At 50.1% G+C, this 10,062-nt stretch carries 6 protein-coding genes, 1 tRNA gene, 2 rRNA genes and 1 pseudogene; 7 read left to right on the top strand and 3 right to left on the bottom strand.

Going from position 1 to position 10,062, the window contains the following annotated elements; all coding sequences use genetic code 11:
• Positions 1 to 213 precede the first annotated feature (213 nt).
• From acrE to E0D98_RS18045, 7 genes and pseudogenes are all read left to right on the top strand, one after another.
• On the top strand, positions 214 to 1,371 hold the full coding sequence (acrE, locus tag E0D98_RS18075) for a multidrug efflux RND transporter periplasmic adaptor subunit AcrE (RefSeq protein ID WP_000160334.1): 1,158 nt from the start codon (positions 214 to 216) through the stop codon (positions 1,369 to 1,371).
• Between the two features lie 11 nt (positions 1,372 to 1,382).
• Positions 1,383 to 4,410: pseudogene (gene acrF / locus E0D98_RS18070) on the top strand (multidrug efflux RND transporter permease subunit AcrF).
• Positions 4,411 to 4,662: 252 nt separating this feature from the next.
• The gene (locus tag E0D98_RS18065) at positions 4,663 to 4,884 is read left to right on the top strand and encodes a membrane protein (RefSeq protein WP_000825639.1); all 222 of its coding nucleotides are present in this window, start codon (positions 4,663 to 4,665) and stop codon (positions 4,882 to 4,884) included.
• Between the two features lie 430 nt (positions 4,885 to 5,314).
• Positions 5,315 to 6,340 (top strand): amino acid ABC transporter substrate-binding protein, encoded by a 1,026-nt coding sequence (locus E0D98_RS18060; protein WP_000738579.1) that lies wholly within the window; start codon positions 5,315 to 5,317, stop codon positions 6,338 to 6,340.
• A 67-nt stretch (positions 6,341 to 6,407) separates the two neighbouring features.
• Entirely contained in the window at positions 6,408 to 7,589 is a 1,182-nt protein-coding gene (locus tag E0D98_RS18055) for an amino acid ABC transporter permease (protein ID WP_000019674.1), read from the top strand.
• 9 nt (positions 7,590 to 7,598) lie between these two features.
• On the top strand, positions 7,599 to 8,702 hold the full coding sequence (locus tag E0D98_RS18050) for an amino acid ABC transporter permease (RefSeq protein ID WP_005136097.1): 1,104 nt from the start codon (positions 7,599 to 7,601) through the stop codon (positions 8,700 to 8,702).
• A gap of 7 nt (positions 8,703 to 8,709) precedes the next feature.
• The gene (locus tag E0D98_RS18045) at positions 8,710 to 9,468 is read left to right on the top strand and encodes an amino acid ABC transporter ATP-binding protein (RefSeq protein WP_000078338.1); all 759 of its coding nucleotides are present in this window, start codon (positions 8,710 to 8,712) and stop codon (positions 9,466 to 9,468) included.
• A 230-nt stretch (positions 9,469 to 9,698) separates the two neighbouring features.
• On the opposite strand, the gene rrf (E0D98_RS18040) is transcribed toward E0D98_RS18045, so the two are convergent.
• From rrf (E0D98_RS18040) to rrf (E0D98_RS18030), 3 genes are all read right to left on the bottom strand, one after another.
• Positions 9,699 to 9,814: ribosomal RNA gene (gene rrf, locus E0D98_RS18040) — 5S ribosomal RNA — on the bottom strand.
• Between the two features lie 39 nt (positions 9,815 to 9,853).
• Positions 9,854 to 9,929: transfer RNA gene (locus tag E0D98_RS18035), tRNA-Thr, on the bottom strand.
• Between the two features lie 14 nt (positions 9,930 to 9,943).
• A 5S ribosomal RNA gene (rrf, locus tag E0D98_RS18030) occupies positions 9,944 to 10,059 on the bottom strand.
• Between the last annotated feature and the right edge of the window lie 3 nt (positions 10,060 to 10,062).

Genomic DNA, 10,062 nt, shown 5'->3' with positions numbered 1-10,062 from the left:
TTTAATTCCGCCTCTTTCAACCCGCGTCAAACTAAAACAGTAGAATATTAATCTTTTTTTGTGTTTATGTGCCTTGAGACGCCTGTATTCATAACTATTCCTTACATCGACGAATGATAATTTGTAGGATAGCGAACTGTATTTTTCTTTCTGCGAGTTAACGCGTTGCCTTTTTGGGTAAATAACGCGCTTTTGGTTTTTTGAGGAATAGTAATGACGAAACATGCCAGGTTTTTCCTCCTGCCCTCCTTTATTCTGATCTCCGCGGCTTTAATCGCCGGTTGTAACGATAAGGGAGAAGAGAAAGCTCACGTCGGTGAACCGCAGGTTACCGTTCATATTGTAAAAACGGCCCCGTTAGAAGTTAAGACTGAATTACCAGGCCGCACCAATGCTTACCGTATAGCCGAAGTTCGCCCACAGGTTAGCGGGATCGTACTGAATCGCAATTTCACTGAAGGCAGCGATGTGCAAGCAGGCCAGTCCCTGTACCAGATCGATCCCGCGACCTATCAGGCAAATTATGACAGCGCGAAAGGCGAACTGGCGAAAAGTGAAGCCGCCGCCGCCATCGCGCATTTGACGGTAAAACGTTACGTTCCGCTCGTGGGTACGAAATACATCAGCCAGCAGGAGTACGACCAGGCCATTGCTGATGCTCGCCAGGCCGATGCCGCCGTGATTGCCGCAAAAGCCACAGTCGAAAGCGCTCGCATCAATCTCGCTTATACCAAAGTGACTGCGCCAATTAGCGGACGTATCGGCAAATCGACCGTGACCGAAGGCGCTCTTGTCACTAATGGGCAAACGACTGAACTGGCGACTGTCCAGCAGCTCGATCCTATCTACGTTGATGTGACCCAATCCAGCAACGATTTTATGAGGCTGAAGCAATCCGTAGAGCAAGGAAATTTGCATAAGGAAAACGCCACCAGCAACGTAGAGTTGGTCATGGAAAACGGTCAAACCTATCCCCTGAAAGGTACGCTGCAATTCTCTGATGTGACCGTTGATGAAAGCACTGGCTCCATAACCCTACGTGCCGTCTTCCCTAACCCGCAACATACGCTTTTGCCGGGTATGTTTGTGCGCGCACGGATTGATGAAGGCGTCCAACCTGACGCCATTCTTATCCCGCAACAAGGCGTTAGCCGCACACCGCGTGGTGATGCAACCGTGCTGATTGTTAACGATAAAAGTCAGGTGGAAGCGCGCCCTGTCGTTGCCAGTCAGGCGATTGGCGATAAATGGTTGATTAGCGAAGGTCTGAAATCTGGCGATCAAGTCATTGTCAGCGGCCTGCAAAAAGCGCGTCCGGGAGAGCAGGTTAAAGCCACTACCGATACCCCCGCAGATACTGCATCGAAGTAAGGTAATCTGACATGGCAAACTTTTTTATTCGACGACCGATATTTGCATGGGTGCTGGCCATTATTCTGATGATGGCGGGCGCACTGGCGATCCTACAATTGCCCGTCGCTCAGTATCCAACCATTGCACCGCCTGCGGTTTCTGTTTCGGCAAACTATCCAGGTGCTGATGCGCAGACCGTGCAGGATACGGTGACGCAGGTTATCGAACAGAATATGAATGGTATCGATAACCTGATGTATATGTCCTCCACCAGCGATTCCGCCGGTAGCGTGACAATTACCCTTACCTTCCAGTCCGGGACCGATCCTGATATCGCGCAAGTGCAGGTGCAGAACAAACTCCAGCTCGCCACGCCGTTGCTGCCGCTGGAGGTTCAGCAGCAGGGGATCAGTGTTGAAAAGTCCAGTAGCAGCTATTTGATGGTGGCGGGCTTTGTCTCTGATAACCCAGACACCACACAGGACGATATCTCGGACTATGTGGCCTCTAACGTTAAAGATACGCTTAGCCGTCTGAATGGCGTCGGTGACGTACAGCTTTTCGGCGCACAGTATGCGATGCGTATCTGGCTGGACGCCGATCTGCTAAACAAATATAAACTGACACCGGTTGATGTGATTAACCAGTTGAAGGTACAGAACGATCAGATCGCTGCCGGACAGTTGGGCGGAACGCCAGCGTTACCAGGGCAACAGTTGAATGCCTCGATTATTGCTCAAACGCGGTTAAAAAATCCGGAAGAATTCGGCAAAGTGACCCTGCGCGTAAACAGTGACGGCTCGGTGGTACGCCTGAAAGATGTCGCACGGGTTGAACTTGGCGGTGAAAACTATAACGTTATCGCTCGTATCAACGGAAAACCGGCGGCGGGCCTGGGGATTAAGCTGGCAACCGGCGCGAATGCTCTCGATACCGCGAAAGCCATTAAGGCAAAACTGGCGGAATTACAGCCATTCTTCCCGCAGGGAATGAAGGTTCTCTACCCTTATGACACCACGCCATTCGTCCAGCTTTCTATTCACGAAGTGGTAAAAACGCTGTTCGAAGCCATTATGCTGGTGTTCCTGGTGATGTATCTGTTCTTGCAGAATATGCGAGCAACGCTGATCCCCACCATTGCGGTACCCGTGGTGTTATTAGGGACGTTTGCCATCCTCGCCGCTTTTGGTTACTCCATCAACACACTAACGATGTTCGGGATGGTGCTTGCCATCGGGCTGCTCGTCGATGATGCGATAGTGGTGGTGGAGAACGTCGAGCGCGTGATGATGGAGGATAAGCTCCCGCCAAAAGAAGCGACGGAAAAATCGATGTCGCAAATTCAGGGCGCACTGGTGGGTATCGCGATGGTGCTGTCAGCGGTATTTATTCCGATGGCATTCTTCGGCGGTTCTACTGGGGCAATTTATCGCCAGTTCTCTATCACCATCGTTTCGGCAATGGCGCTTTCTGTTCTGGTGGCATTGATTCTTACCCCTGCGTTATGTGCAACACTGCTCAAACCCACCTCAGCTGAGCATCACGAAAATAAGGGTGGTTTCTTCGGCTGGTTTAATACCACCTTCGATCATAGCGTTAACCACTACACCAACAGCGTCGGCAAAATCCTCGGTTCCACAGGACGATATTTACTGATCTATGCGCTGATTGTTGCAGGAATGGTGGTGTTGTTTTTACGTCTTCCGTCTTCCTTCTTACCTGAAGAGGATCAGGGTGTCTTTCTGACCATGATTCAGTTACCCGCTGGCGCGACGCAAGAGCGGACGCAAAAAGTGTTGGATCAAGTGACGGATTACTATCTGAAGAACGAGAAAGCGAACGTTGAAAGTGTCTTTACGGTTAACGGCTTTAGCTTCAGCGGCCAGGCACAAAACGCCGGTATGGCCTTCGTCAGTCTGAAACCGTGGGAAGAGCGTAATGGTGATGAAAACAGTGCGGAAGCGGTAATCCATCGTGCCAAAATGGAATTGGGCAAGATCCGCGACGGTTTTGTCATTCCATTCAATATGCCAGCCATTGTTGAACTGGGCACGGCAACGGGTTTCGACTTTGAGTTAATTGATCAGGCTGGGCTGGGTCACGATGCCCTGACCCAGGCCCGTAACCAGTTGCTTGGCATGGCGGCGCAACATCCTGCCAGCTTAGTCAGCGTGCGTCCTAATGGCCTGGAAGACACCGCGCAGTTTAAACTGGAAGTTGACCAGGAAAAGGCGCAGGCATTAGGTGTTTCACTTTCTGACATCAATCAGACCATTTCAACGGCGTTGGGTGGGACTTACGTTAACGACTTCATCGACCGTGGTCGCGTGAAAAAGGTGTATGTTCAGGCGGATGCCAAATTCCGTATGCTGCCAGAAGATGTCGATAAACTTTATGTCCGCAGCGCCAACGGCGAAATGGTGCCATTCTCGGCCTTTACCACTTCACATTGGGTGTATGGCTCTCCGCGACTGGAACGCTACAACGGTCTGCCGTCAATGGAGATTCAGGGGGAAGCCGCGCCAGGAACCAGTTCCGGCTCAGGAACGCTTATCGGGAAACCAGGCTCCCGCTCTGGTAGCAATTTCCTTTGTGGTTGTTTTCCTGTGCCTTGCTGCACTCTATGAAAGCTGGTCAATTCCTGTCTCGGTTATGTTGGTCGTGCCGTTAGGGATTGTCGGCGTGCTGCTGGCGGCGACACTCTTTAATCAAAAAAATGACGTCTACTTTATGGTGGGCTTGCTAACGACAATTGGCTTGTCGGCCAAAAACGCTATTTTGATTGTTGAGTTCGCTAAAGATCTCATGGAGAAAGAGGGTAAAGGTGTTGTTGAAGCGACACTAATGGCAGTACGTATGCGTCTGCGTCCTATCCTGATGACCTCTCTCGCCTTTATTCTCGGCGTATTACCGCTAGCTATCAGTAACGGTGCCGGCAGTGGCGCGCAGAACGCAGTGGGTATCGGGGTAATGGGCGGAATGGTCTCTGCAACGTTGCTGGCAATCTTCTTCGTACCGGTGTTCTTTGTGGTGATCCGCCGTTGCTTTAAAGGATAAATCAGAAACATAAAGGCACTTTCGGGTGCCTTTATTATTTTCAGTGAAACCCATAAAAATTAATAAGATATTCTTCCACTCACTCTTTAAAAACTTTCTATAGTTCCCGCTCCCTTCACTATTTTTACAATTCACATAATTTGTCATTATTCATTCCGCAATATTTATAACCTCCGGTGATAAAATGGCATTCAGCTCGTTAATAAGAGAGTTAACTTATTAAGCGTTAGCGTTTATTACTGAGGTAACACCATGAAAAGATTAATTCCTGTGGCATTGCTCACCGCATTGCTGGCGGGCTGTGCTCACGATTCGCCCTGCGTTCCGGTTTATGACGATCAGGGTCGTCTGGTTCACACCAATACCTGTATGAAAGGCACGACTCAGGATAACTGGGAAACGGCTGGGGCTATTGCCGGCGGGGCAGCGGCTGTTGCTGGCCTGACGATGGGGATCATCGCTCTGTCGAAATAACTGAACAGGGCGCGGAGTTTCGCACTCTGTTTAACGATACAGTATCTTTACATAAGATAAAATATTGCTATATTCTGCTGGCTAATTCTCTGCTGATTTAGCATGTTATATCGCGTTATTTCGCTGCTTTCGAAATAACGCATCAATTTAACTTTCACACTTCCCACCAGAAATATACTCACTCTAACAATCATTATTCTGCTTAGTAAAACACGCGTAAATATTTTGCGCCAAAATGTGGCGCATGTTTCATTTTCGCACCATTGCGGGGCGCTGTTTTTATTATTTCCTGTCTACACTCAGCTTATTGCGACGCGAAATCGGGCGCAAAAGCTGGCACTACTTTTGCTTATAAGAGGATGGCCACAGACAGGTAAAAGACGTTTCCCAAACGTCCTATAACGATAATTTTCGCCTCACAGGAAGCATTATGAAAAAGATGATGATAGCCACACTGGCTGCCGCCAGCGTGCTGCTTGCCGTTGCAAATCAGGCGCATGCTGGCGCGACGCTTGATGCCGTTCAGAAAAAAGGTTTTGTGCAATGCGGGATCAGTGATGGATTACCTGGGTTCTCTTATGCCGATGCAGACGGTAAGTTTTCAGGTATTGATGTTGATGTTTGTCGTGGTGTTGCCGCTGCTGTATTTGGTGACGACACGAAAGTGAAATATACCCCACTCACAGCAAAAGAACGCTTCACCGCTTTACAGTCAGGGGAAGTGGATTTGCTCTCCCGTAATACGACCTGGACTTCATCTCGCGATGCCGGGATGGGAATGGCATTTACCGGCGTCACTTATTACGACGGCATTGGCTTCCTGACGCACGATAAAGCGGGGCTAAAAAGCGCGAAAGAACTGGATGGCGCTACCGTCTGTATTCAGGCGGGTACTGATACCGAACTCAACGTTGCCGACTATTTCAAGGCAAACAATATGAAGTACACACCGGTGACTTTCGATCGCTCTGACGAATCAGCGAAGGCACTGGAATCTGGTCGCTGCGATACGCTGGCCTCGGATCAGTCGCAACTGTATGCCCTGCGCATCAAATTAAGCAACCCAGCTGAATGGATTGTCTTACCGGAGGTTATCTCTAAAGAACCGCTTGGGCCGGTAGTTCGTCGTGGCGATGATGAATGGTTCTCGATTGTACGCTGGACGCTTTTCGCCATGCTGAATGCTGAAGAGATGGGCATCAATTCCCAGAACGTCGATGAAAAAGCGGCTAATCCAGCAACGCCTGATATGGCACATCTGCTGGGTAAAGAAGGCGATTACGGCAAGGATCTGAAGTTGGATAATAAATGGGCCTATAACATCATCAAACAGGTGGGTAACTACTCGGAAATTTTCGAGCGTAATGTAGGTTCAGAAAGCCCGCTGAAAATTAAACGTGGGCAAAATAATCTCTGGAATAACGGCGGTATTCAGTACGCGCCGCCCGTGCGTTAAGTCGGTGTGAGGTAACGAGCGTCGCTACGGCGGCGCTCTCTTCAGCGTTATGCTTTCCGAGGTTTCTATGTCTCATCGCCGCTCAACCGTTAAAGGCTCACTCTCCTTTGCCAACCCTACGGTTCGTGCCTGGTTATTCCAGATCCTTGCCGTTGTTGCTGTTGTCGGCATTGTTGGTTGGTTATTTCACAACACTGTAACGAATCTCAGTAATCGTGGCATTACTTCAGGTTTTGCCTTTCTGGATCGCGGCGCTGGCTTCGGTATTGTCCAGCATTTGATCGATTACCAGCAGGGCGACACCTACGGACGCGTTTTTATTGTCGGCTTACTCAATACGCTACTGGTTTCTGCATTGTGTATTGTGTTCGCTTCTGTTTTGGGCTTCTTTATCGGTCTGGCGAGACTTTCGGATAACTGGCTGCTACGAAAGCTTTCCACAATTTATATTGAGATCTTCCGTAATATTCCCCCGCTGCTGCAAATCTTCTTCTGGTACTTTGCCGTGTTGCGCAATTTGCCCGGACCACGCCAGGCTGTGAGCGCGTTTGATCTGGCCTTTTTGAGCAATCGTGGGCTTTATATTCCGTCACCGCAGCTGGGAGACGGATTTATTGCGTTTATCCTGGCTGTTGTTATGGCTATAGTCCTTTCTGTTGGGCTATTCCGCTTTAATAAAACATACCAGATAAAGACCGGACAACTGCGCCGCACCTGGCCGATCGCCGCAGTGTTGATCATTGGTTTGCCTTTACTGGCGCAATGGCTTTTTGGCGCAGCACTACACTGGGATGTCCCAGCCCTACGAGGCTTTAACTTCCGCGGCGGGATGGTTTTAATTCCTGAACTGGCAGCCTTAACGCTGGCACTTTCGGTTTATACATCTGCATTTATCGCCGAGATTATCCGCGCTGGGATCCAGGCAGTGCCTTATGGTCAACATGAAGCGGCTCGGTCACTGGGATTACCCAACCCGGTTACGCTACGCCAGGTCATTATTCCCCAGGCACTGCGAGTGATTATTCCGCCGTTAACCAGCCAGTATCTCAACATCGTCAAAAACTCCTCTCTTGCCGCCGCTATTGGCTATCCCGATATGGTTTCGCTGTTTGCTGGCACCGTGCTGAACCAGACGGGGCAAGCCATCGAGACGATAGCCATGACCATGTCGGTCTATCTGATTATCAGCCTGACTATCTCGCTGCTGATGAATATCTATAACCGCCGCATCGCGATCGTTGAACGCTAAGGAGTCATGATGACAAAAGTATTGCTGTCTCAGCCCTCGCGCCCAGCGAGCCATAACTCAAGCCGCGCGATGGTGTGGGTGCGAAAAAATCTGTTCTCCAGCTGGAGCAATAGCCTGCTGACTATTGGCTGCATATGGTTGATGTGGGAACTGATCCCACCGTTGCTGAACTGGGCATTTTTGCAGGCTAATTGGGTTGGCTCAACGCGTGCCGACTGCACAAAAGCCGGTGCCTGTTGGGTCTTCATCCACGAACGATTTGGTCAGTTTATGTATGGACTTTACCCACACGACCAACGCTGGCGAATTAACCTGGCATTACTGATTGGCCTTGTGTCAATCGCACCAATGTTCTGGAAAATACTCCCGCATCGCGGTCGCTATATTGCGGTCTGGGCGGTGATTTACCCACTGATTGTCTGGTGGCTGATGTATGGCGGTTTTTTTGGTCTGGAGCGGGTTGAAACCCGGCAATGGGGCGGGCTGACGCTAACTTTAATTATTGCATCCGTTGGGATTGCGGGGGCGCTACCGTGGGGGATCTTACTGGCGTTAGGTCGCCGCTCCCATATGCCGATTGTGCGTATCTTATCGGTCATTTTTATCGAGTTCTGGCGCGGCGTACCGCTGATTACCGTATTGTTTATGTCTTCGGTCATGCTGCCGTTGTTTATGGCAGAAGGCACCAGTATCGACAAACTGATCCGCGCGCTGGTTGGCGTGATCCTGTTTCAGTCAGCATATGTTGCGGAAGTCGTGCGAGGCGGATTACAGGCGCTGCCTAAAGGGCAATATGAAGCGGCAGAGTCACTGGCATTGGGTTACTGGAAAACTCAGGGGCTGGTTATTCTGCCACAGGCGTTGAAGCTGGTAATTCCTGGGCTGGTAAATACCATCATCGCACTCTTCAAAGATACCAGCCTGGTGATCATTATCGGGTTGTTCGATCTTTTCAGTAGCGTTCAGCAGGCAACCGTTGATCCCGCCTGGTTGGGTATGTCGACGGAAGGGTATGTTTTCGCCGCGCTGATCTACTGGATCTTCTGTTTCAGCATGTCGCGCTATAGCCAACATCTGGAAAAACGTTTTAACACCGGGCGTACACCGCATTGAGGACACTATGAGCCAAATTTTACTGCAACCTGCTAACGCGATGATTACGCTGGAAAACGTCAATAAATGGTATGGACAATTCCATGTTTTGAAAAATATAAATTTAACCGTGCAACCGGGAGAACGGATCGTTCTGTGTGGCCCTTCTGGTTCCGGTAAATCGACAACCATTCGTTGTATTAATCATCTGGAAGAACATCAACAGGGACGGATCGTAGTAGATGGCATCGAACTTAATGAAGATATCCGCAATATTGAGCGCGTCAGGCAGGAAGTGGGAATGGTCTTTCAGCATTTCAATCTCTTCCCTCATCTGACCGTTCTACAGAACTGTACCCTGGCCCCGATTTGGGTACGCAAGATGCCTAAGAAAGAGGCTGAAGCTCTGGCGATGCATTACCTTGAGCGGGTGAGAATTGCCGAACATGCGCATAAGTTTCCCGGACAGATTTCAGGTGGTCAGCAGCAACGCGTTGCCATTGCGCGTTCGCTGTGTATGAAGCCGAAAATTATGTTGTTTGATGAACCAACGTCGGCGCTCGATCCGGAGATGGTGAAAGAGGTGCTGGATACGATGATTGGGCTGGCGCAGTCGGGTATGACAATGTTGTGTGTAACACATGAGATGGGGTTTGCACGTACCGTCGCTGACCGGGTAATTTTTATGGATCGTGGGGAGATAGTGGAACAAGCTGCACCTGATGAATTTTTTGCGCATCCTAAATCAGAGCGTACGAGGGCATTTTTATCGCAGGTAATCCATTAATTGAATGTTAGTTCGAAAAGCAAAAAGGCCATCCTTTCGGATGGCCTTTCGCTTGATTTGATGTCTGGCAGTTTATGGCGGGCGTCCTGCCCGCCACCCTCCGGGCCGTTGCTTCGCAACGTTCAAATCCGCTCCCGGCGGATTTGTCCTGGTTGGGAGAGTGTTCACCGACAAACAACAGATAAAACAAAAGGCCCAGTCTTCCGACTGAGCCTTTTGTTTTATTTGATGTCTGGCAGTTCCCTACTCTCGCATGGGGAGACCCCACACTACCATCGGCGCTACGGCGTTTCACTTCTGAGTTCGGCATGGGGTCAGGTGGGACCACCGCGCTACTGCCGCCAGACAAATTCTTTTCTAATCCGCCGAACTTTAACCTAAAAAGTGGTGCTGATACCCAGAGTCGAACTGGGGACCTCACCCTTACCAAGGGTGCGCTCTACCAACTGAGCCATATCAGCACGCTAAATTTGATGCCTGGCAGTTCCCTACTCTCGCATGGGGAGACCCCACACTACCATCGGCGCTACGGCGTTTCACTTCTGAGTTCGGCATGGGGTCAGGTGGGACCACCGCGCTAAGGCCGCCAGGCAA

The organism is Escherichia sp. KCJ4928 (genome assembly GCF_004352695.1).
GTDB lineage: Bacteria > Pseudomonadota > Gammaproteobacteria > Enterobacterales > Enterobacteriaceae > ECMA0423.
This window is presented reverse-complemented; position numbering and strand designations above follow the sequence as displayed.

Excerpts from the sequence above, each read along its gene's own strand:
- acrE (WP_000160334.1), top strand. The coding sequence starts at position 214 with ATGACGAAACATGCCAGGTTTTTCCTCCTGCCCTCCTTTATTCTGATC.
- E0D98_RS18065 (WP_000825639.1), top strand. The coding sequence starts at position 4,663 with ATGAAAAGATTAATTCCTGTGGCATTGCTCACCGCATTGCTGGCGGGC.
- E0D98_RS18060 (WP_000738579.1), top strand. The coding sequence starts at position 5,315 with ATGAAAAAGATGATGATAGCCACACTGGCTGCCGCCAGCGTGCTGCTT.
- E0D98_RS18055 (WP_000019674.1), top strand. The coding sequence starts at position 6,408 with ATGTCTCATCGCCGCTCAACCGTTAAAGGCTCACTCTCCTTTGCCAAC.
- E0D98_RS18050 (WP_005136097.1), top strand. The coding sequence starts at position 7,599 with ATGACAAAAGTATTGCTGTCTCAGCCCTCGCGCCCAGCGAGCCATAAC.
- E0D98_RS18045 (WP_000078338.1), top strand. The coding sequence starts at position 8,710 with ATGAGCCAAATTTTACTGCAACCTGCTAACGCGATGATTACGCTGGAA.